Consider the following 24,190-nt stretch of genomic DNA (forward strand, 5'->3'; position numbering starts at 1 on the left):
TGCACGCATCTTGCAAGATAGCCGGAGCGTGCCGGGTGAGAGTCGAATTCAGGGCGGCTTCTACTACTCGCACTGGGAGCATCAGATGAACGAACGGGATTTGCGCGGTCTCATCGACCGGGTGAAGACGGGCTCGATGTCCCGTCGCGGCTTTATTCGCAGGATGGCGGCGGTGGGCTTCACGGCGCCGATGGCGACGCAGCTTTTGGCGATGTCCGGGGTCGCCATGGCGCAGTCGACGCCGGCCTACAAGCCGACCAAGCGCGGCGGGGGCGGCCTCTTGAAGGTGCTGTGGTGGCAGGGGCCGACGCTGCTCAATCCGCACTTCGCGACCGGCACCAAGGACCAGGACGGCTCGCGCCTGTTCTATGAGCCGCTGGCCGGTTGGGACGCCGAGGGCAACCTTCGCCCTATCCTGGCGCAGACCATCCCGGGCCGTGAGGACGGGACTCTGGCGCCCGATGGCAAGTCGGTGACCTGGAAGCTGAAGAAGGGCGTGAAGTGGCACGATGGCAAGCCCTTCACGGCCGACGACGTCGTTTTCACCTGGGAGTATTCCCGCAATCCGGCGACGGCCACGCTCACCAGCGGCTCCTACAAGGACGTCATGGTCGAGAAGGTCGATGACCATACGGTCGTCGTCAAATTCCCGGCGCCAACGCCCTTCTGGGCCGACACGTTCGTCGCGGCGGCCGGCTGCATCATTCCCAAGCATCTGTTCGCCGACTATACCGGCGACAAGTCGCGCGACGCGCCGACCAACCTCAAGCCGGTCGGCACCGGGCCGTACAAATTCAAGGATTTCAAGCCCGGCGACCTGGTGACCGGCGTCATCAACACCGACTACCACCAGGACAACAAGCCCTACTTCGACGCCATCGAGATGAAGGGCGGCGGCGATGCGGTGTCGGCGGCGCGCGCGGTGCTGCAGACCGGCGAGTTCGATTTCGGCTGGAACATGCAGGTCGAGGACGAGATCCTGCAGCGACTCGAGAAAGGCGGCAAGGGCCGGGTCATCATGACCAAGGGCGGCGGCATCGAGCATATCCAGCTCAATACGCGCGATCCCTGGACCGAGGTCGATGGCGAGCGGGCGAGCCTCAAGACCACCCATCCGACGCTGAGCGACCCTGCGGTCCGCCAGGCGCTTGCGCTGCTGGTCGACAAGGATTCGGTCGAGAAGCACATCTACGGCCGCACCGGCGTGGCGACGCCGAACTTCTTCAACAACCCGGAACGCTTCCGGTCGAAGAACACGAAGTACGAGTTCAACGTCGACAAGGCGATAGACGTGCTGGAGAAGGCAGGCTGGAAGAAGGGCGGCGAGGGGATCCGAGAGAAGGACGGCAAGAAGCTGAAGTTCGTCTACCAGACCTCGATCAACCAGCCGCGGCAAAAGACCCAGGCGATCGTCAAGCAAGCCTGTCAGAAGGCGGGCATCGACATCGAGGTCAAGGCGGTGACGGCATCGGTGTTCTTTTCGTCCGATGTGGCCAATCCGGATACCTATCCGCACTTTTATGCCGACCTGCAGATGTACAATAACGGGCCGCTGCAGCCCGACCCCGAAGTCTTCATGCGCCAGTTCTGCTCGTGGGAGGCGGCCAGCAAGGCCAACAAGTGGCAGGGCCGCAACATCACGCGCTGGCAGAACCAGGAGTACGACGACACTCACAAGGCGGCGCAGATCGAGCTCGATCCGATCAAGCGCGCCGCTCTGTGCATCAAGCTGAACGAGCTGGTCATCAACAACAACGTCGTCATCCCCGTGGTGGCCCGGCTCGGCGTTGCGGCGGTGAAGGACAAGCTCGTCGTCGAGCTGAGCGGCTGGGACAACAACACGTTCAACCTGGCGAGCTGGTATCGGGAAACCTGACGAGCGCGCCACTCCTCATTTTCCTCCCCAGCTTTGCTGGGGAGGTGTCCGCGTAGTCGCGGACGGAGGGGTCATGAGTCACGTGATGAGGCTCATGACCCCTCCGTCGCCGAAGACGGCGACACCTCCCCAGCTTCGCTGGGGAGGTGAATGAGGAGGCGCGCGGGCGCAGCGATGCCTCGTTTCGCAATGGCCGAGCGGGACGATAGGCAGTCCGGTCCGGCCATAGTAGCGTAGCGGCCGTTGTTTCAGCAGCTGCGGTTCCTGCCATGTCCGACAATCCGCCGATCGAATTCGAGTTCCCGAGCCTGCGGCGCTGGGAGGCCGGCGCTGCGCCCTACATCCATGTGAAAGAGAGCGGCAAGCCCGGCCCGACGGTGATGGTGACGGCGCTGACCCATGGCAACGAGGTCTCCGGTGCCGTGGTCGTCGATGCCCTGCTGGCGGCCGGGCTGGCGCCGCGCCACGGCACGCTGATCTTCAGCTTCAACAACATCGACGCCTATCACAGCTTCGATGCCAGGACGCCCTTCAAGTCGCGCATGGTCGACGAGGATTTCAATCGCGTGTGGGGCCGCCTCGACCAGCCGCCGACGACAACCGAGATGAAGCGTGCACTGATCGTGAAGCCGTTCGTCGAGCGCGCCGACCTGCTGCTCGACCTGCATTCGATGCACGACGACTGCGTGCCGCTGATGCTGGCGGGTCCGCTCGACAAGGGCGTCGCCCTGGCGCGCCGGGTCGGCACGCCCGTCGACATCATTCGTGACGCCGGTCACGCCGCCGGCATGCGCATGCGCGACTATGGCGGCTTCGGCGATCCGAAGAGCCCGAAGAACGCCCTGCTGATCGAGACCGGCCAGCACTGGCGCGCCTCGTCGGTCGCGGTCGCCAAGGACGTCACGGCCCGCTTTCTCGCCGAGTCGGGCGTGGTCGATGCGGCCGACCTGCCGGCCGGCTGGCGCCAGTCCACGCCGGCGCAGCAGCGCGTGGTCGAGGTCACCCACGCTGTCGCCACCAAGCGCGGAAATTACCAGTCGGTGCGGCCGTTCGAGGGCCAGGAAGTGATCGACAAGGCCGGCACCGTGCTGGGCCACGACGATGGCGAGCCGGTGACCACTCCGTACGACAAGTGCGTGCTGGTGATGCCATCGTCCAACCGGCCGTTGCGGGCCGGCGTCACGGTTGTCCGTCTGGGGCGACTGGCTTGACGTCGGGCCTGGCGGCGCGCGGCTGCCGGATCAGGGACCGGAGCTCCGACAGCCGGATGATGCCGAGCAGCGCGCCGGCCACGCCGTAGATTGCAGCCCCCAGCGCGCAGAGGCCGAGCAGCACGACGGCGCCAAGCAGGTCAGGCCGCGTCAGGAGGGCTGCCAGCACCCTCATGCCGAGCCACAGCGCGCCGCTCATCGCGGCTGTCGCGATGACGAGGCGGATGGTCCGCGCCATCAGCCGATGGTCGGGCACCCATTGGCGCCGCCGGCGCAGCACCACGGCGAGCAGGAAGGCGTTCAGCCAGCCCGACAGCGAGGAGGCGAGCGCGATGCCGACATGGGCGAGGGCCGTGCCGTAGAGGAACACGACGTTCAGGACGACGTTCACGACGATCGCCGCGGTGGCGATGTAGAGCGGTGACCTGGTGTCCTCGCGGGCGAAGAAGCCCGGTGTCAGGGCCTTGACCAGCACGAAGGCGGGCAGGCCGACGGCAAAGGCGGCGAGCGCGCCCGACGTGCGCCAGGTGTCGTCGGGTCCGAACTGCCCGCGCTGGAACAGCACCCGGGTCAGCGGCTCGGCAAGCAGCCACAGCGCCGCCGCGGCCGGCAGGCCGAGCAGCAGCCCGACCTCGATGGCACGGTTCTGGTTGGCCATCGCCGCCTGCCGCTCGCCGGCGCGCAGCTGGCGCGCCAGCAGCGGCAGCAGCGCGGTGCCGATGGCGATGCCGACCACGCCCAGGGGCAATTGCGCGAGGCGGTCGGCATAGAACAGCGCGGAGATGGTGCCGACCGGCAGCAGCGAGGCCCACACCACGTCCAGCATGGTGCTGATCTGCTGCACGCCGCCGCCGATCGCCACCGGCGTGGCGAGCTTGACCAGCCGGGCAACGCGCTCGGTCCAGCGCGGCCGTACCAGGGAGAGCGTGACGCCGTCGCGGGCGCAGGCGACCAGGAGCCACAGCCATTGCAGCAGGCCCGCGATGGCAACGCCGATCGAGGCGGCATAGCCGCTGTTGGGCAGGAACGGCGTCAGCCCCAGGACCGCACCGATCAGCGCCAGGTTGAGCAGGATCGGCGTCGCCGCGACGTGGGCGAAGCGGTCGATGCTGTTCAGCACGCCGCCATAGAGCGAGGTCAGCGAGATGAACAGCAAGTAAGGGAAGGCGATGCGGCCGAACTCGACGGTGAGCGCGAAGGTCGCCGGCTCGTCGCGCATGCCGGGCGCCAGCAGCGCCATCACGCCGGGCATGAACAGGATCAGCAGGGCCGTAAACGGCAGCAGCACCAGCAGCAGCGCCGAATGGGCCTGGCGGGCGAAGGCGACGGCCTGCTCGCGGCCGTGCGCCTGCAGCTCGCGCGCGAACAGCGGCACGAAGGCGGCCGAGAAGGCGCCCTCGGCGAACAGGCGGCGGAAAAAGTTCGGCAGCTTGAAGGCGACGAAGAAGGCATCGGCGAGGGCGCCCGAGCCGAGCATCGCCGACAGCACGACGTCGCGCAGGAAGCCAACGATGCGGCTCAGCAGCGTGAACCCACCGACAGTGGCGATGGCGCGGCCGAGGGTCATGGCCCGGCTTTTTCCTTCGCAACTGTGCGGCTGGGGAGCGGGCGCATCTTATTTTCCTCTCCCCCTAACGGGCAGAGCATTCGCATATGGGCGCGCCTTTCACTCTCCTCCCCAGCTTCGCTGGGGAGGTGCCCCGTCATACGGGGCGGAGGGGTCATGAGCAGCGGTACTGGGGCTCATGACCCCTCCGTCGCCGAAGACGGCGACACCTCCCCAAGCTACGCTTGGGGAGGAAAATGAGAGGGCGTCCGTATGCGAATGCCCTGCCCTAAGGGAGGAGAGGAGCACGAACATGATCACGCCTGCGCCGCCATCCTGAGCAGCGTCTCGCGGTCCTGGCTGACGAGGCGCTTGTAGTCGGCGACGATCTGCTCGAGCTCGTCGGGCGGCAGCACCGTATCGAGCGAGGTGAAGCCCTGCGGCGCACGCTGCTCGACGATGTCGAGCATGACGTCGATGCCTTTGCGCCGGTTGCTGTCGACGATACGCGCGGTCGGCGGCAGGCGGCGCTGCTCGTAGCGCTTCAGCGCCGCCTCCGGGTCGCTGCCGGCGCCGAGCTCCTGGGTGATCGCCTCACCGTCAAGGATCGCCTGCGAGGCGCCATTGGAGCCGATCGGGTACATCGGATGGGCGGCGTCGCCCAGCAGGGTGACGCGGCCATGCGACCAGGCGGGCAGCGGATCGCGGTCGACCATGGGGAACTCGAAGATCGCATGGGCGCCCCTGATCACCTCGGGCACGTCGAGCCAGTCGAACTTCCAGCCTTCGAAGCGCGGCAGGAAATCGGCGAGCTTGCCGGGTCGGTTCCAATCCTCGCGCGGCAGCATGGCGCCGTCGCCCATATGGAGATCGCAGATCCAGTTGATCAGCGCCTCGCCGCGCTCGGCATGGGCGCGGCTGATCGGGTAGCAGACGAATTTCTGGGTGTGGTGCCCCGCCTGCACCATGGTGTTGCCGCCGAGGAACGGCTTGCCCACGGTGACGCCGCGCCACATCAGGATGCCCTGCCATTTGGGCGGGCCCTCGCCGGGATGGAATTGGGCGCGCACCGCTGAATGGATACCGTCGGCGCCGATCAGCACGTCGGCCTCGACCGTCTCCGCCGCCGCCCCGTCACGATCGACGAAGCGGGCGAGGACTTTGGCGCCCTTCTGCCCGAAGCCGGCGATGCGCCGGCCGAAGCGGATCGCGTCGCGACCCACGATGCGCTCGGCGCCGCGCAGCAGGATCATCTGCAGCTCGCCGCGATGGATCGAGAATTGCGGCCATGGCAGGCCGGCATGGCGGCCGCGCGGATCGGCCCAGATCGTCTGGCCGTGCCGGTTGGCGTAGCGCAGCTCGCGCGTCTCGATACCGGTTGCGGCCAACGCGGGCTCAAGGCCCAGGCTCGACAGGATGCGCACCGCGCCGGCCTGAATGTTGATGCCGACACCCAGCGGGCGCAGCTCGCTCACCGCTTCGTAGACGGCAACCTCGAAGCCCGCGCGCCTCAGGCACATCGCCGCGGTGAGCCCGCCGATGCCGGCGCCGGCGATGACGATCTTCATGGCGTCAGGGCCATGATCATTTCCTCCCCAGCTTCGCTGGGGAGGTGTCGCCGTCCTACGGCAACGGAGGGGTCATGAGCAGCGTGACTGTGACTCATGACCCCTCCGTCCGCGAAGACGCGGACACCTCCCCAGCGAAGCTGGGGGGAGAAAAAGAAGAGCGCGTCCACATGCAGATGTCCTGGCGCCTCAGGGGTCGCGGCTCAGGCCGCGCGTCTGCAGGTTGGCTTGATAGGCCGCCCAGCGCTCGGCCTGCTCCTCGCCGAGCTCGCGCAAGTACGACCAGCTGAAGATGCCGCTGTCATGACCGTCGTCGAACACGATGCGCACGGCGTAATGGCCGACCGGTTCGAGGTCGGTGATCTTCACGCGGCGCCGGCCGGCGACGATCTTCTTCTGGCTGGGCCCGTGGCCCTGCACCTCGGCCGACGGGCTCTCGACGCGCAGGTATTCGGCCGGCAGGGCAAACGACCTGCCGTCGGAGAATTCGACATCGAGCCGCGCCTCCTCGCGGATCAGGCGAAGCTCGGTCGGCCACGGCGCCGTTTCCGCCTCGTAGCTTCCCTCGTCCGGCGCGGATTTGGGGAAATTGCTCGGGCGCTTGGGCTCGGCGCTCACGGCGTGTCCCTGATCTGTCGCGCCTCGCTCGCCAGCATGATCGGGATGCCGTCGCGGATCGGATAGGCGAGGCCGGCCTTGCGGCTGATCAGCTCGCCGGCCACGGCATCGTATTCCAGCGGGCCGTGCGATACCGGGCACACCAGGATTTCCAGGAGCTTGGGATCCACTCCGGCGCGACGCGACTGGGCAGGTTCGTCCGGCTGCTCTGTCATGATGATCTGATCATACCATGCGGGGCTCTGGCCCGTCAGTTGGTGGCCGTCAGTTGGTCCGCTGCGGGGGCGTCTCCGATGACGGCCCGAAGGCGCTCATCTCGAGCAGTGCGATCAGGAGCTTGGCCCGGGCCGACGTGTCGGCCGCCTCGAGCAGCGCCTGCTTCTCGGCCGGGCCGAACGGCAGGATCATCGACAGCGAGGTCACCAGGTTCGAATCGGCGGCCTTCTTCACCGCGTCCCAATCGGTCGACAGGTTGCGGCCGCGAAAGAAAGCGGTGAGCGCCGCCATCAGGCGCTCGCGGTCGAGCTCGATCAGCTCGTCGGCGTGGTCGAGATCGGCCCGATAGGGCGAGAACAGCGCCGAGACGCGACGGTAGCCGCCGTGCGCCGGGTCGAGCTCGCGGCTGGTCTCGAAGCGGCAGACGCCGGCCAGCGCCAGCATCAGGCGCCCATCGTCGGTTTCGCTGAAGCTCACGATGCGGCCGGCGCAGCCGATCTTGTGGACCGGCGGTCGGCCGTCCCCGGTCGGCAGGCCGTCGCCGGCATAGCCGCCGGGCTGCATCGGCTGCACCATGCCGATCAGGCGATGGCCGGCCAGGGCGTCGAACACCATGGCAAGGTAGCGCGGCTCGAAGATGTTGAGCGGCAGCCGGCCGCCGGGCAGCAGCAGGACGCCCGACAGCGGGAAGATCGGCAGCGCCTCGGGCAGCTGCTCGAAGCTCGGCTCGAAGGGGCTGCGGCGCGACACTCAGGAAAAGAGGATGGTCGAGAGCCGCTTGCGGCCGTCGACGGCGAGGGGATCGGCAAAGCCCAGTGCCTCGAAGAACTTCAGAAGCTGCTGGCGGGCCGCCTCCTCGTTCCACTTGCGGTCGGCCTTGATCATGGCGAGCAGCTCGTCGATCGCCTCCTTGCGCTTCTCGCCGGCCCAGTAGGCCAGCGCGAGGTCGAGCCGCGCCTGGAAGTCCTTGGGATCGGCGGCGGCCTTGGCCTGCAGCTCGCCGATCGGGCCGGCCTCCTTGGCCTTCTCGGCGAGGTCGATGGCGGCCTGCACGGCGACGACCTCGGCGTTGGTCTTGTCCTTGGCCTCGACCTGGGCCAGCAGCTCGCGCGCCTGCTCGAGATCGCCCGCTTGGACGTGGTAGCGCGCCATGCCGGCCAGCGCCACGACATGGGTCGGCTCGACACCCAGGATCTCGCTGTAGATGCGTGCCGCCAGGTCGAGATCGTTCTGCGCCACCGCCGCCTTGGCATGCTCGAGCAGCTCGGCGATCTCGTCGCCGCCCTCGCCCGCCGGCCCGCCGGTGGCCTGCACCAGGCGGTCGACGAACTGCTTGACCTGGCTCTCCGGCACCGCGCCCATGAAGCCGTCGACCGGCCGGCCGCCAAAGAAGGCGTAGACGGCGGGGATCGACTGGATGCGCAGCTGGCCGGCTGGAGCTGCTTGCACGGGCCGCACCAGGGGGCCCAGAAATCGACGATCACCGGCACGGTGCGCGAGGCTTCCAGCACGTCCTTGGCGAACTTGGTCTGATCGCTGTCCTTGATGAGATCGGCGGGGGCAGCCTGCGGCGCGGCGCCCTTCAGCATCGGTTCCATGGGTCCTCGATCGGGGGGAAAATGACGTCGCTCGCAATGTGGCCTCCGGCCCCCCGAGGCGCAAGGGGCGCGGGGGGCCTCTCGAAGCCCTCCCCGTAGTCGGAGGAGGGATTCCACTCCGTGGGAGAATGAGGAGCGCGAATGCGCCGCGGAGCGCCTGGAGCCGCCCCCGGACCACTGGCATGCTGCTTGCTGCGCCGCCTGCGACCCCATCCCCCCCGCGTACAGGAGCGTCCGATGGATATCGGCGTATTCATCCCGATCGGCAACAACGGCTGGCTGATCTCGACCACCTCGCCGCAGTACATGCCGACCTTCGAGCTCAACAAGCAGATCGTCCTGAAGGCCGAGCAGTACGGGCTCGATTTTGCCCTGTCGATGATCAAGCTGCGCGGTTTCGGCGGAAAGAGCGAATTCTGGGACCACAACCTCGAATCGTTCACCCTGATGGCCGGCGTGGCGGCGGTGACCAAACGCATCCAGCTCTATGCCTCGGTCGCGGTGCTGACCATCCCCCCGGCGATCGTGGCGCGCATGGCCTCGACCATCGATTCGATCTCGGGCGGCCGTTTCGGGGTCAACATCGTCTCGGGCTGGGCCAAGGACGAGTACGAGCAGATGGGCCTGTGGCCGGGCGAGGCGCACTTCGCCAAGCGCTACGACTACAGCACCGAGTACGTCACCATCCTGCGCGAGCTGTGGGAGAAGGGCTCGTCCGACTTCAAGGGCGACTACTTCCAGATGACCGACTGCAAGCTCTCGCCACGCCCGCAGGCCGACATGAAGATCGTCTGCGCCGGCCAGAGCCCGCGCGGCATGGAGTTCGGGGCGACCTACGGCAATTACAATTTCACCCTGGGCAAGGGCGTGAACACGCCGACCGCGCACACGCCGACCAACCTCGCCATGCAGGCGGCGGCGGCCAAGACCGGCCGCGATGTCGGCAACTACGTGCTGATGATGGTGATCGCCGACGAGACCGACGAGGCGGCGATGGCCAAGTGGCGCCGCTACAACGACGGTGCCGACATGGGCGCGCTGTCGTGGATGTCGGGTCAGGCCAACGCCGATCCCAACGCCGCCGAGGGCGGCACCGCCAAGGCGATCTCCGCCCCGGAAGGGGCGATCAACTTCAACATGGGGACGCTGGTCGGCTCCTACGCGTCGATCGCCCGCATGCTCGACGAGGTCGCGACCGTGCCGGCCACCAAGGGCATCATGCTCACCTTCGACGATTTCCTGCTGGGCATGGAGCAGTTCGGCCAGCATATCCAGCCGCTGATGAAGTCGCGGCAGGAGAAGCTGAAGGCGGTAGCGTAGCTTGTGCTCATGCTCCTCCCCAGCGAAGCTGGGGAGGTGTCCGCGTAGTCGCGGACGGAGGGGTCATGAGTCATGGGAGAGGGTCGAGCCTGGGGCTCATGACCCCTCCGTCGCGTATGACGCGACACCTCCCCAGCGATGACGCTGGGGAGGAAAATGATTATCCTGCCGCTGCTGCGCCTCGCGCCGGCGCCGGGGTCTCCTTCGGCAGGCCGTCGTCCAGCAGCTTGACGTCGGAGGCCGACCAGCGGGCCACGACCTTGTCGCCGATGTCGAGCGGGTTGGCGAAGAAGGCGTCGTCCGGCATGTTGGCGACGAACTCCTCGTTGTCGGCGAGATCGAGGGTGACCTTCACATAGGAGCCCTGGTTCTCGATCGTGTGGACCTCGCCCGTCACGCTGTTCAGCCCGACGGTCGGCCGGGCGCCGGGCGCCAGCTTCTCGACGGCGATGCGGTCGCGACGGATCGAGCCATAGAGCTTCGCGCCGCGCGCCGGCCGAAGCTCGCCCACGGGGAAGGCGAAGCGGGCGCCGCTCGGGCTGGCCACCGCCGCCGTGTCGTTCATGATGCTCTCGACGCTGCCCATCAGCACGTTCTGGCCGCCGACGAAGCGCGCCACGTAGGCGCTCTTCGGCGCGACGAAGATGTCGCGCGCGCTCGCCGCCTGCTCGATGCGGCCCTGGGTCATGACCACCACGGTGTCGGCCACCGCAATCGCCTCGAGCTGGGTGTGGGTGACGTGGATGAAGGTGATGCCGAGCTCCTTCTGCACGCGGCGCAGCTCGCCGCGCATGCGCAGGCGCAGGAACTCGTCGAGCGCCGACAAGGGCTCGTCGAGCAGCAGCACGCGCGGGTTGGTGATCAGCGCCCTGGCGAGAGCCACGCGCTGCTGCTGGCCGCCGGACAGCTGGGCCGGCAGGCGGTCGGCGAAGCTCTCGAGCTGCACCTTGGTCAGGAGCTCGCGCGCCTTGGCGTGGCGCTCGGCCGTGCCCGCGCCGCGCATCTTGAGGGCAAAGGCCACGTTGTCGAGCACGCTGCGATGGGGGAACAGGGCGTAGCTCTGGAACATCATCGCCGTGCCGCGCTCGACCTGCGGCAGGCCGAGCACCGAGCGGCCGCCGATGCGGATGTCGCCGGCAGTCGGCCGCTCGTGGCCGGCGATCATGCGCAGGATCGTCGTCTTGCCGCAGCCGCTGGGGCCCAGCAGGCAGCAATAGGCGCCGTGCGGGATGGTCAGGCTGAGCTCGCGGACCGCGACGGTCTCGGCGAAGCGCTTGGTGACGTCGGCAACCACGACCTCGCCGCTGCCGGTCGTTCCGGCTCCGTTGGTTTCAGTCATGCGACTGCTCCGCTTGTGCTGCCGTCGCCCTCAGCTTGCCGCGCGCGCGCCGGCGCTGGATGGCCGCGATCGAGGTCAGGGCGGCGATGATGACGATGAAGGAGACGATGGTGGTGACCGCGCCGACGGCATAGAGGGTCGGCGAGGTGATGGTGGTGGTCATCGCCCAGATCTCGAGCGGCAGCGTGTTCTGGGCGCCCGCGGTCAGCGCGGTGCGCGCCAGCTCGTCGTAGGACAGGGTGAAGCCGAACAGCGCCACGCCGATGATGCCGGGCAGCAGCATCGGCAAGGTGACCTCGCTGAAGCGCTGCCAGTTGGTGGCGCCGAGGTCGGTCGCCGCCTCCTCGTAGGAGCGGTTGAAGCGGCCCAGCACGGCGAACATGATGAGGAGCCCGAACGGCAGGGTCCAGGTGAGCTGGGCGCCGAGTCCCGTCGTGTACCAGCCGGTCTGCAGGCCGAGCAGGCGGAAGGCGAGCGCAATACCCAGGCCGACGAACAGGCCGGGCATGATCAGGCTGGCGATGGCGAGATAGAAGGCGAAGGCCGAGCCGCGGAAGCGCCGGCGGAAGCCGAGGCCGGCCAGCACCGACAGCACCACGGTGATCACCGCCACCAGGGCGGCGAGGCCGATCGAGCGCTGGAACGAGCCGGCGATGTCGCCGACGCGCGTCTGCGAGACCAGGGCGCCGAACCAGTGCAGCGACACGCCGTTCAGCGGGAAGGTCATGCCGCCGTTGGGGCCCTGGAACGACAGGATGTAGATCACGATCATCGGCCCGTAGAGGAACAGCACGAACAGGCCGAAGAACGCGGCGAAGGCGTAGAAGGTCCAGGGCCTGCCCTCGTCAGAGCCGTGCATTGTTGTCCCTCATCGGGCCAATTCCTTGCGCACGTCGACCAGGCGCAGGATGCCCGCCACCATCAGGGTGACGATGATCACCATGATGACGGCGCTGGCCGCCGCGGGCGGGTATTGCAGGGCCGCCACCTCGTTCTGCAGCGCCGACACGACCGAGGCGCTCTGCCCGCCGCTCATGGTGCGCACGACGAACGAATCGCCCATCACCAGGGTGATGACGAAGATCGAGCCCAGGGCGATGCCGGTCTTGCTGAGCGGCAGGACGATCTCGGCGACGGTGCGGAAGCGGCCGGCGCCAGCATCGCGCGCTGCCTCGAGCAGGCTCTTGTCGATGCGTGCCATCGAATTGAAGATCGGCACCACCATGAACAGCGTGAACAGGTGGACGTAGGCCACGATGACCGCGAAATCGGAGAACAGCAGGAACTCGAGCGGCTGGCTGGTGATGCCCGCCCCCTCGAGCGCCTGGTTGAAGATGCCGTTGCGGCCGAGGAACGGGATCCACGAGATCATGCGGATGATGTTCGAGGTCAGGAACGGCACGGTGCAGACCAGGAACAGGCCGATCTGCCAGAGCAGGCTCCTGACGTGGAACACCAGGAAGTAGGCGATGTTGAAGCCCAGCACGAGCGTCACCAGCCAGACGATGGCGGCGAACTTGAGCGAGCTGAGGTAGAGCCTGAGCGTCACCTGCGAGCGGAACAGGTCGATGTAGTTGTCGAAGATGAAGGCCGGGATGATCTCGGTGCGGCTGAAGTCGAAGAAGCTGACGGCCAGCACGACCAGCATGGGCAGGCCGAAGAACAGCAGCAACACGGCGACCAGAGGCCCGGTCTGCCACCACGACGCGCGCTCGCCGCTGCGCTCGTCGGCGAGCTGCTCGGCAGTCGGCGGCGCGGCGTCCATTGCGCCGTCCGCCGTGTGATTGAAGAGCGCCATGGCTGACGGACTTGCCTATCAGGACGAGACGAACTCGTTCCAGCGCCGCGTCAGGTAGCGATCCTCGTCCATCACCGTGTTCCAGCAGGCGATGTTGCCCATGCGGTCCCAGATCGCGCCGCCGTCGCGCGACGTGCCCTTCTTCTCCATCAGGGTGCCGTAGGGGTCCTTGATGTCGACCGCCGCCGGCTTGCCGTCGTACCAGTAGTCCCATTCCTCGGCCGTCAGGAACCTCTTGGCGGTCGACGGCACGGCGGAGTAGTAGCCCTGCTTGGCGATGAAGCCGCCCTGCCAGCCCGAATTGTACCAGTTCATGTACTCGTAGGCGCACTCGAGCTTGAGCCCGCTGAGATGGGCCATCGGCGCCAGGCCGACGAACCAGCCGCGATAGCCTTCTTTCAGCGGCACGTAGTAGCAGTCGATGCCGCGCGAGCGCACGGCGGTGACGGCCGGCGACCACATCGACTGGATCACCACCTCGCCCGACGCCATCAGGTTCACCGACTGGTCGAAGGTGCTCCAGAACGAGCGGAAATGGCCGCCCTTCTTGAGATCGATCATGATCTTGATCGTCTTGTCGATCTCCTCCTTGGTCATGTTGCCCTTGTCGCCGTACTTGAAGTCGCCGCGCGCCTCGAGCGCCATGGCGACATCGATCACGCCGACCGGCGCATAGTCGACCAGCGCGGTCTTGCCCTTGAACTTGGGATCGAGCAGATCCTTCCAGGTCGTGACCTTGTCGCGGCCGCCCACCAGGTCGGGCCGGATGCCGAGCGTGTCGGCGTTGTAGATGGTGGGCACGAAAGTGAGGAAATCGGTCGCCTTGGTCGCCAGCTTCTTGCCGTCGGCGCCTTCGTAGAACATCGCCTTGAAGGGCGAGAGGCCCTGGTTCGAAGCCTGGCGGCCGTCGGGATAGGCGTTCTTGGTGAACAGCGGGACGGTGTCGGCCCATTGCTTGTATTTCGCCACCGGGATGGGCGCCAGCACGCCCTTGCCCACCAGGTAGGGCATCTTGGTGCTGTCGATGTTGTTGATGTCGATGGTCTGCGGCTGGGTCAGCGAGCGGTTGAGCTGCACATCGTCGGTGATCGCCTGCATGGTGAGCTTGAAGCCGAGATCCTTGCTCGCCTGCTCGCCGATCTCCTTGATGACGGCGTACGACCCGCCGGCCTGGACCAGCGTGATGTCCTTGATGTTCTGCGCCCACACGGTGGGAAACCCCATGATCGCCTCGGTTGAGACGACGGCGCTGCCCGCCACGGCACCCTTGAGCAGGCGACGACGATTGAGCTTGTTGATGGTCTCAGAAGATTTGCGCGCCATGCGACACCCCCGTTCTGATCGGACGGAAAACTGGGCCTTGGAAAATCCCCGTGCCGGACCCGTCGCAAAAAACGTGCCGCGTGATCGGAGATGCGGCGGTACGGGCTCCTCGAAGGCATCCGGGGAGGATAACGCGACGCTGGTGGTCCAATCGTAAGCGATCGATGGGGCCAAGTGAACCGGCTTTGTGCAGCCGCGACGGTCCTCGTTCACCCTGATCGTTACCGTTGTGCGACGGAATACGTGCAGATCCTGCGTGACCTCTGGGAAAAGGGCGTGTGCGATCTAGCTCTACAGGCAGGGCGCCGATCTCGAGGCGCTGGCCTGGATGGTCGAGCAGGCGACAGCCGACAAGAATGCAACGGGCGGCAGCAGCGTGGGCCAGGCCATCGATCCGCGCGCGATGGTCGACATCAGCATGGGCCTGCTGGTCGGCTCGCCTGCCACGGTGGCGCGCCTGCTCGACGAGGTGGCGACGATATCCCGGACTGGCCGGCGTGCTGCTGACCTTCGACGAGCTCGTGAGCGGCACCGCGACCTTCGGCGAACGCATCCAGCCCTTGATGCAGTGCCGCCGGCATGTCGCCCGGCCGGCGCAGGCGGCATAGCGCTTTGGAGAAAGATGAAAGGTCCCTCGCTGCGCTCGGGATGGCAGCATTGCTCGCAGCGAGCATCGTTGTCATCCCGAGCGCGGCGAGGGACCTTTCCTTTACTTCCGTGCTGAGCGGAAGATGATGCCGACAGAACGTCACAAGCTCTGCGGAGACCTCGGCGCATGGAAATCGGTGTGTTCATTCCCATCGGCAGCAACGGCTGGCTCGTGTCGACGACCTCGCCGCAATACAAGCCGAGCTTCGAGCTCAACAAGCAGACGACGCTCAACGCCGAGCGCTACGGCTTCGATTTTGCCCTGTCGATGATCAAGCTGCGCGGTTTCGGCGGCAAAAGCGAGTTCTGGGACCACAATCTGGAATCCTTCACCCTGATGGCCGGGCTGGCGGCGGTGACGTCGCGCATAAAGCTCTATGCGACGGTGCCCACGCTCGCCATCCCGCCGGCGATCGCCGCGCGCATGGCCGCGACCATCGATTCGATCTCCAATGGCCGCTTCGGGCTGAACGTCATCACCGGCTGGCAGCGTCCGGAGTATTCGCAGATGGGCCTGTGGCCGGGCGACGAGTACTTCGCCCATCGCTATGACTATGCCGCCGAATACGTGCAGATCATGCGCGAGCTGTGGGCATCGGGCGTGTCCAATTTCAAGGGCCGCTTCTTCACCATGAACGATTGCCGGCTGAGCCCGCGCCCGCAAGCCGACATGAAGCTGATCTGCGCCGGGCAAAGCGATGCCGGCATGGCGTTCACCGCCCGGTATGCCGACTACAATTTCTGCTTCGGCATGGGCTTCAACACGCCGACCGCCTGTGCGCCCACGGTGCAGCGCATGCAGGCGATGGCCGCCAAGACCGGCCGCACGATCGGCAACTACGGCCTGTTCATGGTGATCGCCGGCGAGACCGACTCCGAGGCCGAGGCCAAGTGGGAGCTCTACAAGGACGGTGCCGATCTCGAGGCGCTGCGCTGGCTCACCCAGCAGGGCGCCGCCGATACCAAGTCCGGCAAGGACACCAATGTCCGCCACATGGCCGATGCCAAGTCGGCGGTGAATCTCAATATCGGCCTGATCGTCGGCTCGCACGCGACCTGTGCGCGCCTGCTCGACGAGGTCGCGACCATTCCCGGTCTGGCCGGAGTCTTGCTCACCTTCGACGAGTTCGTGAGCGGCACAGAGATCTTCGGCGAGCGTATCCAGCCCTTGATGCAGTGCCGCCGCCACGTCCCATCGGCTGGGAGGGTTGCCGCATGACCACGCCTGTAAGCTACTTCCCGCCCGAGGATCCTGCGGCGCGCTACCTGCCGGCGCGGCCTGAGCCGATCATGATCCGGCCGGCCGAGACGGCGCTTATCATCGTCGACATGCAGAACGCCTACGCCTCGCCGGGCGGCTATCTCGACTTGGCGGGCTTCGACATTTCCGGTGCGGCGCCGGCGATCGCGAAGATCGGCGAAGCCGCCGCGGCGGCGCGTGCCGCCGGCATGCCGGTGATCTTCTTCCAGAACGGCTGGGACAAGGACTACGTCGAGGCTGGCGGCCCCGGCTCACCCAACTGGCACAAGTCGAACGCGCTCAAGACCATGCGGCAGCGGCCCGAGCTCCGGGGCAAGCTCCTGGCCAAGGGCGGCTGGGACTACGAGCTGGTCGCCGACCTGCCGCCGCAGCCCGGCGACATCGTCGTCGCCAAGCCGCGCTACAGCGCCTTCTACAACACCAACCTCGACAGCCTGCTGCGTGCCCGCGGCATCCGTTCGCTGGTCTTCACCGGCATCGCCACCAACGTCTGCGTCGAATCGACCCTGCGCGACAGCTTCTTCCTCGAGTATTTCAGCGTCGTGCTGCACGACGCCACGCACCATGCCGGGCCGGATTTCATCCAGCAGGCCTCGCTCTACAACATCGAGAGGTTCTTCGGCTGGGTGTCGTCGACCGACGAGTTCCGCGCCGCGTTGCAGGCCAACATCAATCCCATGCTGCTGACGAAGGGAGAAAACTGATGCCGATGAAAGCCATCTTCCCGCCCGGCTCGGGCAAGACCCTGGCGCCCTATTCACCGGGCGCGATGGCCGACGGCGTGGTCTATGTCGCGGGCACGCTCGCCCTCGACGCCGAGGCCAATCCGGTCCATGTCGGCGACGCCGCGGCGCAGACCGAGCATGTGCTCAACATCATCAAGTCGGTGATCGAGGCGGCCGGCGGCACCATGGCCGACGTCACCTTCAACCACATCTTCATCACCGACTGGGCGAACTACGCCGCGGTCAACGGTGTCTATGCGAAGTTCTTCCCCGGCGACAAGCCGGCGCGCTACTGCATCCAGTGCGGCCTGGTGAAGAAGGAATGCCTGGTCGAGATCGCCTCGATCGCCCATGTCTGGAAGTAAGGGGTGACGGGACCTGCGTCGGAATCATTGCCGGGGGCGCGCCACTCCGTGGCGCTCATTCTCCTCCTCCCCAGCGACGCTGGGGAGGTGTCGCGTCATACGCGACGGAGGGGTCATGAATCATGGGAGAGGGGCGAGCCTGAGGCTCATGACCCCTCCGTCCGCGAAGACGCGGACACCTCCCCAGCGACGCTGGGGAGGAGAAGAATATGAGCGCCATGGAGTGGCGCGCCCCCGGCAATGAGGAACGCATGTTCTTCGACATACGTGAGCCCACCAGCGCCCAGCCTGACGCCCCTACCGTGCTGCTCTCTGCCGGCCTCGGCGGCGCGGCCGGCTACTGGTTGCCGCAGCTCGCGGCGCTGCAGGCGCGCTACCGGGTCGTCACCTACGACCAGGGCGGCACCGGTCGCAACAGGAACGCGCCGGCCGAGGGCCACAGCATCGCGGCGATGGCCGATGAAGTGCTGACTGTGCTCGACGCCACCGGGACCCGCGCCTGCCATTTCGTCGGCCATGCGCTGGGCGGCCTGGCCGGGCTCGAGCTGGCGCTCGGCCGGCCGGACCGCGTGCGTTCCCTGACGATCGTCAACGGCTGGGCGGCCGCGCACGCCCACACCCGCCGCTGCTTCGAGATGCGGCTGGCGCTTCTGAAGCATGAAGGACCGGCCGCCTATGCCCGCGCCCAGCCGATCTTCCTGTTTCCCGCCGATTGGCTGGCGCGCAACGCCGAGCGTGCCGCCCGCGAGGAGGCCCATGCGATCACGGCCTTCCAGGGCGTCGAGACGCTGCAGCGGCGCATCGCCGCGCTGCTGGCCTTCGATGCGTCGCCGCGCCTGGCGGGCCTCGGCGTTCCGACCCTGGTGGTCGCGGCGCGCGACGATGTGCTGGTGCCCAGCCTGATGTCCGAGCAGCTCGCGGCCGCCATACCCGGATCGCGCTTGCACGTCGCGCCGTGGGGGGCGCACGCTGTGAACGTCACCGAACCGGACGCCTTCAACACCCTCCTGCTGGAATTCCTCGACAATCATGCCGACCGCCAAGCTCGACGCACTGCCCATCATTGACTTCACCGACGCGGACGAAGGCGAGCTCGCCCGCCAGCTCGATTCGGCCTTCTCGCAGATCGGCTTCTGCTACTTCAGGGGCATCGGCGTCGACCAGGCCGTGGTCGACGGCGTGTTCGACGCCTCGCGCCGCTTCCACGCCCAGCCGCGCGCCGCCAAGGAGGCGATCGCCATGAACCGCTTCCATCGCGGCTACATGGCGCCCAGGACCTCGCTGATCGAGACCTCCAGCGTGGCCCGCGTGACGCGGCCCAACGACAGCGAATCCTTCATGCTGATGCACGAGGTGGCGCCGGACGATCCGCGTCACGGCCGGCCGCTCGATGGTCCCAATCTGTGGCCCGACCTGGCGGATTTCCGCACGCCGGTCGAGGCCTACGAGCGGGCGATGCACGCCTTCTGCCTGCGCCTGCTGCCGGCGATGGCTCTGGCGCTCGGCCTGCCGCGCGAGTCGTTCGATGGGCATTTCCGGCAGCCCACCACCTTCCTGCGCCTGCTGCACTATCCGCCGCAGGCGCCGGATGCGCCCGACGACGCCTTCGGCTCGGCGCCGCACACCGATTACGGTTTCATCACCATCCTGGCGCAGGATCGGCAAGGCGGCCTCGAGGTGCGTCGCCGCGACGGCACCTGGCTCGCCGCGCCGCCGATCCCGGGCACGTGGGTCGTCAACGCCGCCGACATGCTGTCGCGCTGGACCAACGGCCGCTGGCAATCGACGCCGCATCGCGTGAAGAACCTGTCGGGCGGCGACCGCTACTCGTGTCCCTATTTCTTCGACATGTCGATGGACAGCATCGTCGAGGTGCTGCCGACCTGCCACGACGCCGCCCAGCCGCCGCGCTTCCCGGCGGTGCGCTACGGCGACTATCTGATCGAGCGGCTCGATCGCAACTACGACTACCGCAAGCAGCCGGTGCCGGCGTGAGCGCCGACGGGCTGGAGGTCGCGGGGCTGGGCTTCGCCTATGACGGCGCGCTTGCCGTGCGCGATGTCTCGCTCACCGTGAAGCCGGGCGAGATCGTGGCCCTGCTCGGCGCCAACGGCGCCGGCAAGTCGACCACGGTGCGCATGATCGCCGGCGTGCTGCGCCCGCAGAAGGGCGCCATCAGTTTTGCCGGCGAGGCGCTGGCCGGCGCACCCAGCCATCACGTCGTGCGCCGCGGCATCACCCTGGTGCCGGAAGGCCGGCTGGTCTTCCCGCAGATGACGGTGATGGAGAACCTGCAGCTCGGCGCGCACATCAAGCAGCGCGCCGCCATCGCCGGCCTGGTCGATTACGCCTTCAAGCTGTTCCCGCGGCTCGCCGAACGGCGCGGCCAGCTCGCCGGCTCTATGAGCGGCGGCGAGCAGCAGATGCTCGCGATCGCCCGCGGCCTGATGGCCGAGCCGCGCCTCGTCATCCTCGACGAGCCGTCGCTCGGCCTGATGCCGATCGTGACGCAGGAGGTCTTCCGCCTGATCGAGGCGGTGAACAAGACCGGCATCAGCGTGCTGCTGGTCGAGCAGAACCTCCACCAGGCCCTGCGCATCGCCCATCGCGGCTACGTCATCGAGAAAGGCGCCGTGGTGCTGGCCGGCAGCGGCCAGGAGCTGCTCGCCGACAGCTACGTGCAGCGGGCGTTCCTGGGGCGGTGATCTGTTCCTTCTCAACTTGGGGGTAGGTATCTGTCGGGGCGCCTCTGATGTAGTGATCAAGGCATCGCGGGGGTTCGCGCGATTGGAGGACGGTACCATGGGCTACAAAAGTCGGCTGAGCCGCCGCCAATTGATTGGGACGCCCTTTCTCATTGCAGTGTCCCGGGCGGCCCATGCGGCCGAACGGTTGATCGGCTGGGTTTCTCCGGACTCGCCGGAGGCTGCGGAGCCGTTTCTCAAGGTGTTCAGGGCCGCGCTTGCCACGGGTGTCGAGCCAGGATCGGCGCCAATTCGGATCCTGGAGCGCTTTGCAAACGACAGCATTGACGCGATTCCAGCATTCGTTGCGGAGCTGCAGCAGCTTGGCGTTCGGCTGATCGTGTCTCACGGTGCAGCCACCTTGCCCGTGTTGCGCGCAAAGCCTTCGATCCCCGTCATCTTCGGCTTCAGCGCCGATCCCGTGGTGGCCGGCATTGCACAGTCCTTGGCCCGGCCAGGCGGCATGGCCTCCGGCGTAACTTTCATGAGCCTGGAGCTCAATCCCAAACGAATTGGCCTGGTGCGCGACGTTCTGCCGAACTGCCAGTCCATTGGGTTGCTCTCATATGCCCGGCACGTTGGCGAAGAGAACGAGATCGTGGCGAGCCAGCAAGCCGCCGACAAACTGGGCATTCACCTCAACGTGCAGAGGGTTCAGGAGGCCGGCGGCGTAATGCCGGCGCTATCGGCAGCGCTCGGGGCCGGGGCACAGGCGATCGTGATGCTGCCAAGTCCTCCGATGGTCCAGCAGGCCAGTGCCGCCGCTGCCGAATGCATTGCAAGACGGGTCGCGTTGGTCTCAGGTTGGTCGAGCATTGCCCGCTCGGGCGCCTTGATGACCTATGGGCCTCGTCTGGAGGCCGCGTATGCACAGGTTGCCACCTACGTCGTGAAGGTGTTGAAGGGCGCCGAGGTAGCGACCCTTCCGATCGAGCGGCCAACCATTTTCGAGTTGGTCATCAATATGAGAACGGCGAAAGCTCTTGGTGTGAAAATTCCACTTTCCCTGCTCGGCCAGGCCAACGAGATGATCGAGTAGCATCAGGCCGCCTCGCAGCACTCGCTGGCGCCGCTCTAGTCGCTCTTCCCATCCGAGAAGCGGGCATCGCGCCAGGCGAGGGCGGCCTTCAGGCCCTGTTCCTTGCGGAGGCGCTGGAACTCGACCTTCTCGGCGCTCGGCGTGGCGTTGAGGATGACGTCGATGTCGAGCGACGCCTTGAGCGCATCGCGCATGCCCATGATCTCGTAGGTGCGGTTCATCGCCCGCTTGGTGAACAGCACGGAGGGCCCGGCTGCGGCGGCGATGTCGAGCGCCATGCGGCGTCCGAACGGCAACAGCTCCTCGCCCGGCACGACGTGATTGACGATGCCGATGGCGTGCGCGCGGTTGGCGTCCATCTTGTCGTTGCCGGTCAGCAGCATCTCCTTGGCATGCTTGGGCAGCACCGCCCACGGCAGCAGCATGGCGACGATGCCGGTGCCGAAGCGTACCTCCGGCTCGCCGAAGCGCGTGCCTTCGGCGGCCACGGTGATGTCGCAGGCCAGCGCCACCTCGAAGGCGCCGGCCATGCAGAAGCCGTGGACCAGGGCGATGGTCGGCTTCGGGCAGTCCCAGAACGCCATGATGAAGTCGAACTGGCGCTCCATCTGGCGGCGCACGTGATCGACGGTCGACATGTCGCGCTCGGCCGAGGCCTTCATGTCGAAGCCGGCGGAGAAGGCGCGCCCTTCGCCGCGAATGAGCACGACGCGGACGCGCTCGTCCTCGGCCAGCTCATGCAACGCCGCCCGGCACTCGTCCATGGCCTCGTTGTGGAAAGCGTTCAGCACCTGCGGGCGGTTGAAGACGAGCGAGCCGACCGGCCCCTCTATCTCGACCTTGATGTAGTCGCGAGTCACTGTGCCGCTCACGACAGCAGATGATGCAGATGGGCCAGCGTGCGCTGACGCGCTTGTGCAGCGGCCGTCTCGTTGTAGGGCGGGTAGCCCTGACGGTTGAAGCCGTGCTCGGTGCCTGGATAGATGTGGATATCGACGCCCTTCGACCCGCCCATGCGCGCCTGGATCGCCGCCACGGTCGATGCCGGGACGTGCGGATCGTTCTCGGCAAAGTGCATCAGGATCGGGCATTTGCGGCGATCGGCCTCGCCGAGATACTGGTCGATCTCGACGCCGTAGTAGCTGACCGCGGCCTCGATCGGCAGGCGCGTGCTCGCCAGATAGGCGAACTTGCCGCCGAGGCAGAAGCCCATGACGCCGACCTTGCCGGTGCAGTCCGCGCGCGCCCGCAGCGCGGCGGCCATGTCGCCGAGGTCACGGGCGAACTGGTCGGTATCGAGCCGTGCGCGCAGCGCCTGCGCCTTGGCGCGGCCTTGGTCGGTGTAGGGCAGGTAGTTCGCGGCTTCCTGCCGCCAGAAGACGTCGGGCGAGAGGGCGATGAATCCTGCCGCCGCGTAGCCGTCGGCGACCGAGCGGATATGCGGGTTGCTGTTGAATACTTCGGGCAGCACGATCAGGCCGGGCGCCGGCAGGCGTGCCGGGAGAGCCAGGTAGGCCGCGAAGCGCCCGCCATCCGATGCCGTCAGTGTGATCTCCTCACCCATGGATCTCTGCTCCGGTTGTCATGCGGTCTCACGCCAGCCCTGTTTCGGCATCGTCAGCGCCACGGCCATGCCCACAAGGTTGGCGCCGACGGCGATCAGCACCGCCGTATTGTAGTTTCGCGTCGTGTCGAACAGGAAGCCGGCCAGCACCGGCAAGCTGATGGCGGCCAGACACCAGGCGATGTAGGTGCGCCCGGCCACGCGTCCGTAGTCGGCGGGCGGCCAGTAGATGCCGATCCCGCCGGCGGTCGAGCCGGAGACGAAACCGTAGCCCAGCCCGATCATTCCGAGTCCCAGAACGGCGGCGACAGGGCCGGGAAAGAGCGTCAGCAACACGCCGCCGCTGAGCGCCAGCGCGTGTGCCGTGCACGCCACGTGCGGCACGGCGAAACGGTCGACCAGCCAGCCGCCGCCGATGCGCGCCATCGCGATGCCTGCGGTGATGCCCGTCGTCGCGCTGACCGCCAGGGTCGCCGCGCCGCCGTAGGCGGCCACGATCTCGCGCGCCTGGCTCAGCACCATCAGCCCAGCCGAAGCGGCGAGGAAGAACGTCGCCGAAAGCTTGAAAAAGGTCAGGCCGAGCTTCGTTGGCCGGCTGGCGCCGCTGCCGGCCGGCACGATCAGCCGCGCGCCGGCATAGCCGGCCAGCAGGGCCGCGGCTGATCCGCAGGCCACCAGCACGACCGCGAGCCCGGCCAGAGTGGTCCGCCAGCCGAAGGTCTCGTTGCAGGCATGGAAGCTCGGCGTCGCGATCATCGCCCCCAGGGGGTAGAGACTCACGAGGTAGCCGTTCACCAGCCCGCGGTGCCGCCGCACCAGAATGTTCACGCTCTGCTGCACCAGGATGTAGGCCAGGCCGCCACCGGTCCCGAACACGACCCCGTAGCCCAGCAGCAATTGCGGGAGTGCGGTCGCGGTCGACGCCACCGCGATGCCGCCGGCCGAGGCCATCGCGCTCGCGAGCACGAGGATCGGCATGGGGGCGACGCGATACAGGAAGGCGGCGAGGACCGATCCGACCGTGAACCCGATCGTCGCCAGGCCGAAGACAAGCGACAACGCCGAGCGGGGGATCGCCAGCTCCTGCTCGATCGGACGCAGGAGCACGCTGAACGAGTAGACGGAGCCCAGCGGCAAGGAGAGCAGTGTCGCCGCCAGCAGTGCCGCCCACAGGCGCTCGGCTCGGACGGCTGGCGCAACGACAGACATAGACCGACCCTCGACTGCCTCTCCTGTTCGGTCAAGCTTGCCAACAGAGGTGGCGTTGCAGACCGAACCTGCGTCAACCTGCCCTTCAACCGGGAAGACCGAATCGACGAAGGCCGTCAATCACGAGCTCCGCCGTCGCGTCATCCGGCCAGGCTGCTCGGAAAAAGGCGCAAAGGTTGCAACAGCCTCCGCTTGGCGCGGTTTGAGAAACGCTGCCAGAGC

The 24,190-nt window shown here is 67.2% G+C and carries 22 protein-coding genes and 1 pseudogene; 10 read left to right on the plus strand and 13 right to left on the minus strand.

Going from position 1 to position 24,190, the window contains the following annotated elements; all coding sequences use genetic code 11:
- The first annotated feature begins 85 nt into the window (after positions 1-85).
- Together ACILR9_RS21715 and ACILR9_RS21720 are read left to right on the plus strand one after the other, a co-directional pair.
- Positions 86-1,876: a peptide ABC transporter substrate-binding protein gene (locus tag ACILR9_RS21715; RefSeq protein WP_395712049.1), complete on the plus strand. Its 1,791-nt coding sequence runs from the start codon at positions 86-88 to the stop codon at positions 1,874-1,876.
- A gap of 269 nt (positions 1,877-2,145) precedes the next feature.
- A complete protein-coding gene (locus ACILR9_RS21720) occupies positions 2,146-3,087 on the plus strand; it encodes a succinylglutamate desuccinylase/aspartoacylase family protein (protein WP_395712050.1) in 942 nt (313 codons plus the stop codon).
- On the opposite strand, the gene murJ is transcribed toward ACILR9_RS21720, so the two are convergent.
- The 6 genes and pseudogenes from murJ to ACILR9_RS21750 all read right to left on the minus strand — a co-directional run bounded on the left by murJ (position 3,056) and on the right by ACILR9_RS21750 (position 8,633).
- Positions 3,056-4,654 (minus strand): murein biosynthesis integral membrane protein MurJ, encoded by a 1,599-nt coding sequence (murJ, locus tag ACILR9_RS21725; RefSeq protein WP_395712051.1) that lies wholly within the window; start codon positions 4,652-4,654, stop codon positions 3,056-3,058. The genes ACILR9_RS21720 and murJ overlap by 32 nt on opposite strands.
- Positions 4,655-4,950: 296 nt before the next feature.
- The gene (locus ACILR9_RS21730; RefSeq protein ID WP_395712052.1) at positions 4,951-6,201 is read right to left on the minus strand and encodes a flavin-dependent oxidoreductase; all 1,251 of its coding nucleotides are present in this window, start codon (positions 6,199-6,201) and stop codon (positions 4,951-4,953) included.
- 189 nt (positions 6,202-6,390) lie between these two features.
- Positions 6,391-6,720 carry a gamma-butyrobetaine hydroxylase-like domain-containing protein gene (locus tag ACILR9_RS21735; RefSeq protein WP_395712112.1) on the minus strand — a complete coding sequence of 110 codons (330 nt, stop codon included), beginning with the start codon at positions 6,718-6,720 and terminating at the stop codon, positions 6,391-6,393.
- Between the two features lie 95 nt (positions 6,721-6,815).
- Positions 6,816-7,034 (minus strand): Trm112 family protein, encoded by a 219-nt coding sequence (locus ACILR9_RS21740; RefSeq protein WP_395712053.1) that lies wholly within the window; start codon positions 7,032-7,034, stop codon positions 6,816-6,818.
- A gap of 49 nt (positions 7,035-7,083) precedes the next feature.
- Entirely contained in the window at positions 7,084-7,785 is a 702-nt protein-coding gene (locus tag ACILR9_RS21745; protein ID WP_395712054.1) for an LON peptidase substrate-binding domain-containing protein, read from the minus strand.
- Positions 7,786-8,633 (minus strand): annotated as a pseudogene (locus ACILR9_RS21750) (tetratricopeptide repeat protein).
- A gap of 237 nt (positions 8,634-8,870) precedes the next feature.
- Here ACILR9_RS21750 and rutA (ACILR9_RS21755) point away from each other — a divergent pair.
- Positions 8,871-9,953, plus strand: a complete 1,083-nt coding sequence (gene rutA, locus ACILR9_RS21755; protein WP_395712055.1) for a pyrimidine utilization protein A — start codon at positions 8,871-8,873, stop codon at positions 9,951-9,953.
- A 160-nt stretch (positions 9,954-10,113) separates the two neighbouring features.
- On the opposite strand, the gene ACILR9_RS21760 is transcribed toward rutA (ACILR9_RS21755), so the two are convergent.
- Genes ACILR9_RS21760 through ACILR9_RS21775 form a run of 4 tightly spaced genes read right to left on the minus strand, consistent with a single transcriptional unit; the run spans position 10,114 to position 14,413 of the window.
- The gene (locus tag ACILR9_RS21760; RefSeq protein WP_395712056.1) at positions 10,114-11,292 is read right to left on the minus strand and encodes an ABC transporter ATP-binding protein; all 1,179 of its coding nucleotides are present in this window, start codon (positions 11,290-11,292) and stop codon (positions 10,114-10,116) included.
- The gene (locus ACILR9_RS21765) at positions 11,285-12,151 is read right to left on the minus strand and encodes an ABC transporter permease (protein WP_395712057.1); all 867 of its coding nucleotides are present in this window, start codon (positions 12,149-12,151) and stop codon (positions 11,285-11,287) included. Before ACILR9_RS21765 ends, ACILR9_RS21760 begins: the two co-directional genes overlap by 8 nt.
- 9 nt (positions 12,152-12,160) lie before the next feature.
- On the minus strand, positions 12,161-13,090 hold the full coding sequence (locus ACILR9_RS21770; protein ID WP_395712058.1) for an ABC transporter permease: 930 nt from the start codon (positions 13,088-13,090) through the stop codon (positions 12,161-12,163).
- 18 nt (positions 13,091-13,108) lie between these two features.
- A complete protein-coding gene (locus tag ACILR9_RS21775; RefSeq protein WP_395712059.1) occupies positions 13,109-14,413 on the minus strand; it encodes a PotD/PotF family extracellular solute-binding protein in 1,305 nt (434 codons plus the stop codon).
- Between the two features lie 775 nt (positions 14,414-15,188).
- On the opposite strand from ACILR9_RS21775, the gene rutA (ACILR9_RS21780) reads away from it, so the two are divergent.
- The 7 genes from rutA (ACILR9_RS21780) (at position 15,189) to ACILR9_RS21810 (ending at position 21,195) form a co-directional block, all read left to right on the plus strand.
- The gene (gene rutA / locus ACILR9_RS21780) at positions 15,189-16,280 is read left to right on the plus strand and encodes a pyrimidine utilization protein A (protein ID WP_395712060.1); all 1,092 of its coding nucleotides are present in this window, start codon (positions 15,189-15,191) and stop codon (positions 16,278-16,280) included.
- Positions 16,277-17,026 (plus strand): pyrimidine utilization protein B, encoded by a 750-nt coding sequence (gene rutB / locus ACILR9_RS21785; protein ID WP_395712061.1) that lies wholly within the window; start codon positions 16,277-16,279, stop codon positions 17,024-17,026. Before rutA (ACILR9_RS21780) ends, rutB begins: the two co-directional genes overlap by 4 nt.
- Complete coding sequence (gene rutC, locus ACILR9_RS21790; RefSeq protein ID WP_395712062.1) at positions 17,026-17,412, plus strand: pyrimidine utilization protein C; 387 nt, start codon at positions 17,026-17,028, stop codon at positions 17,410-17,412. The genes rutB and rutC overlap by 1 nt, the downstream gene beginning before the upstream one ends.
- A 251-nt stretch (positions 17,413-17,663) precedes the next feature.
- Entirely contained in the window at positions 17,664-18,479 is an 816-nt protein-coding gene (gene rutD, locus ACILR9_RS21795) for a pyrimidine utilization protein D (RefSeq protein WP_395712113.1), read from the plus strand.
- On the plus strand, positions 18,442-19,407 hold the full coding sequence (locus tag ACILR9_RS21800; protein WP_395712063.1) for an isopenicillin N synthase family dioxygenase: 966 nt from the start codon (positions 18,442-18,444) through the stop codon (positions 19,405-19,407). Before rutD ends, ACILR9_RS21800 begins: the two co-directional genes overlap by 38 nt.
- Complete coding sequence (locus ACILR9_RS21805) at positions 19,404-20,117, plus strand: ABC transporter ATP-binding protein (RefSeq protein WP_395712064.1); 714 nt, start codon at positions 19,404-19,406, stop codon at positions 20,115-20,117. Before ACILR9_RS21800 ends, ACILR9_RS21805 begins: the two co-directional genes overlap by 4 nt.
- Positions 20,118-20,214: 97 nt before the next feature.
- Positions 20,215-21,195, plus strand: coding sequence for an ABC transporter substrate-binding protein (locus tag ACILR9_RS21810; protein ID WP_395712065.1), 981 nt, complete (start codon positions 20,215-20,217; stop codon positions 21,193-21,195).
- Between the two features lie 35 nt (positions 21,196-21,230).
- On the opposite strand, the gene ACILR9_RS21815 is transcribed toward ACILR9_RS21810, so the two are convergent.
- From ACILR9_RS21815 to ACILR9_RS21825, 3 genes are read right to left on the minus strand one after another with little or no spacing between them, the layout of a single operon-like run.
- A complete protein-coding gene (locus ACILR9_RS21815; protein WP_395712066.1) occupies positions 21,231-22,055 on the minus strand; it encodes an enoyl-CoA hydratase/isomerase family protein in 825 nt (274 codons plus the stop codon).
- Positions 22,056-22,063: 8 nt separating this feature from the next.
- Positions 22,064-22,759 carry a dienelactone hydrolase family protein gene (locus tag ACILR9_RS21820; protein ID WP_395712067.1) on the minus strand — a complete coding sequence of 232 codons (696 nt, stop codon included), beginning with the start codon at positions 22,757-22,759 and terminating at the stop codon, positions 22,064-22,066.
- 18 nt (positions 22,760-22,777) lie between these two features.
- Positions 22,778-23,968 (minus strand): MFS transporter, encoded by a 1,191-nt coding sequence (locus tag ACILR9_RS21825; RefSeq protein ID WP_395712068.1) that lies wholly within the window; start codon positions 23,966-23,968, stop codon positions 22,778-22,780.
- Between the last annotated feature and the right edge of the window lie 222 nt (positions 23,969-24,190).

This window comes from Reyranella sp. (assembly GCF_044224635.1).
GTDB lineage: Bacteria > Pseudomonadota > Alphaproteobacteria > Reyranellales > Reyranellaceae > Reyranella.

What these genes read in the sequence shown, in the direction of transcription:
- ACILR9_RS21715 (WP_395712049.1), top strand. Translation starts at nt 86, where the DNA reads ATGAACGAACGGGATTTGCGCGGTCTCATCGACCGGGTGAAGACGGGC.
- ACILR9_RS21720 (WP_395712050.1), top strand. Translation starts at nt 2,146, where the DNA reads ATGTCCGACAATCCGCCGATCGAATTCGAGTTCCCGAGCCTGCGGCGC.
- murJ (WP_395712051.1), bottom strand. Translation starts at nt 4,654, where the DNA reads ATGACCCTCGGCCGCGCCATCGCCACTGTCGGTGGGTTCACGCTGCTG.
- ACILR9_RS21730 (WP_395712052.1), bottom strand. Translation starts at nt 6,201, where the DNA reads ATGAAGATCGTCATCGCCGGCGCCGGCATCGGCGGGCTCACCGCGGCG.
- ACILR9_RS21740 (WP_395712053.1), bottom strand. Translation starts at nt 7,034, where the DNA reads ATGACAGAGCAGCCGGACGAACCTGCCCAGTCGCGTCGCGCCGGAGTG.
- rutA (WP_395712055.1), top strand. Translation starts at nt 8,871, where the DNA reads ATGGATATCGGCGTATTCATCCCGATCGGCAACAACGGCTGGCTGATC.
- ACILR9_RS21760 (WP_395712056.1), bottom strand. Translation starts at nt 11,292, where the DNA reads ATGACTGAAACCAACGGAGCCGGAACGACCGGCAGCGGCGAGGTCGTG.
- ACILR9_RS21765 (WP_395712057.1), bottom strand. Translation starts at nt 12,151, where the DNA reads ATGCACGGCTCTGACGAGGGCAGGCCCTGGACCTTCTACGCCTTCGCC.
- ACILR9_RS21770 (WP_395712058.1), bottom strand. Translation starts at nt 13,090, where the DNA reads ATGGCGCTCTTCAATCACACGGCGGACGGCGCAATGGACGCCGCGCCG.
- ACILR9_RS21775 (WP_395712059.1), bottom strand. Translation starts at nt 14,413, where the DNA reads ATGGCGCGCAAATCTTCTGAGACCATCAACAAGCTCAATCGTCGTCGC.
- rutA (WP_395712060.1), top strand. Translation starts at nt 15,189, where the DNA reads ATGGAAATCGGTGTGTTCATTCCCATCGGCAGCAACGGCTGGCTCGTG.
- rutB (WP_395712061.1), top strand. Translation starts at nt 16,277, where the DNA reads ATGACCACGCCTGTAAGCTACTTCCCGCCCGAGGATCCTGCGGCGCGC.
- rutC (WP_395712062.1), top strand. Translation starts at nt 17,026, where the DNA reads ATGCCGATGAAAGCCATCTTCCCGCCCGGCTCGGGCAAGACCCTGGCG.
- rutD (WP_395712113.1), top strand. Translation starts at nt 17,664, where the DNA reads ATGTTCTTCGACATACGTGAGCCCACCAGCGCCCAGCCTGACGCCCCT.
- ACILR9_RS21800 (WP_395712063.1), top strand. Translation starts at nt 18,442, where the DNA reads ATGCCGACCGCCAAGCTCGACGCACTGCCCATCATTGACTTCACCGAC.
- ACILR9_RS21810 (WP_395712065.1), top strand. Translation starts at nt 20,215, where the DNA reads ATGGGCTACAAAAGTCGGCTGAGCCGCCGCCAATTGATTGGGACGCCC.
- ACILR9_RS21820 (WP_395712067.1), bottom strand. Translation starts at nt 22,759, where the DNA reads ATGGGTGAGGAGATCACACTGACGGCATCGGATGGCGGGCGCTTCGCG.
- ACILR9_RS21825 (WP_395712068.1), bottom strand. Translation starts at nt 23,968, where the DNA reads ATGTCTGTCGTTGCGCCAGCCGTCCGAGCCGAGCGCCTGTGGGCGGCA.